This window comes from Oleiphilus sp. HI0043, assembly GCF_001634935.1.
On record NZ_LWEY01001657.1, the window covers coordinates 1 to 691 of the forward strand.

General features: G+C 41.1%; 1 protein-coding gene. It reads left to right on the top strand.

The annotated features are described in order from the left end of the window. Positions 1-367: 367 nt before the first annotated feature. A partial coding sequence (locus A3729_RS25240) for a tRNA (adenosine(37)-N6)-dimethylallyltransferase MiaA (RefSeq protein WP_304439757.1) occupies positions 368-691 on the top strand: 324 nt, incomplete at its 3' end.

Consider the following 691-nt stretch of genomic DNA (forward strand, 5'->3'; position numbering starts at 1 on the left):
ATTAAGTCAGAATAAAAAGACATAACCGGGCCATTACGCCCAACCGGATCCCAAATACAAAATGTTTTTTTCTCTAGAGAGTATGCAGACGTGCTTGCTAATATTAATACCAGCGCTATTAAGACGTTGTAGACCTTCATTCCGAAAAGAATTCCTTGTTTAGGTTCTTGTTAACTCAAGGTTTGCAAGATTATATCTTCGTTTTTATGGTACAAGTGTCCAGCAAAGTAGCCGTATTTATCATGTAATTGTTATAAGATAGCGATTCACGGTAACTGGCCAGTTATAATAGCTGGCAGTTTTATATCTACTTATTTCCCACACTATAACGAAGTGTTTGTTAGTTCAATACTTATTACAGATTAATATGACAGATTCTCATCAAGCCAAACTAGTTACCATTCTAGGCCCTACGGCAAGTGGTAAAACCTCATTAGCTGTAGAGCTTTGCCGTCAGTTTTCAGGTGAGATAATCTCTGCCGACTCTCGCCAGGTATACCGGGGCATGGACATTGGTACAGGCAAAGATCTCGATGAATACGAAGAAGTCCCCCATCACCTAATCGACATTGTGGAGCCGCAAGAGGAATTCAACCTTTTCGCCTACGCCCAACATTTCTCCACAGCTTTCACCAATATCGTCAAACGCGAACAACTGCCGTTTTTAGTGGGCGGAACAGGGATGTATCTA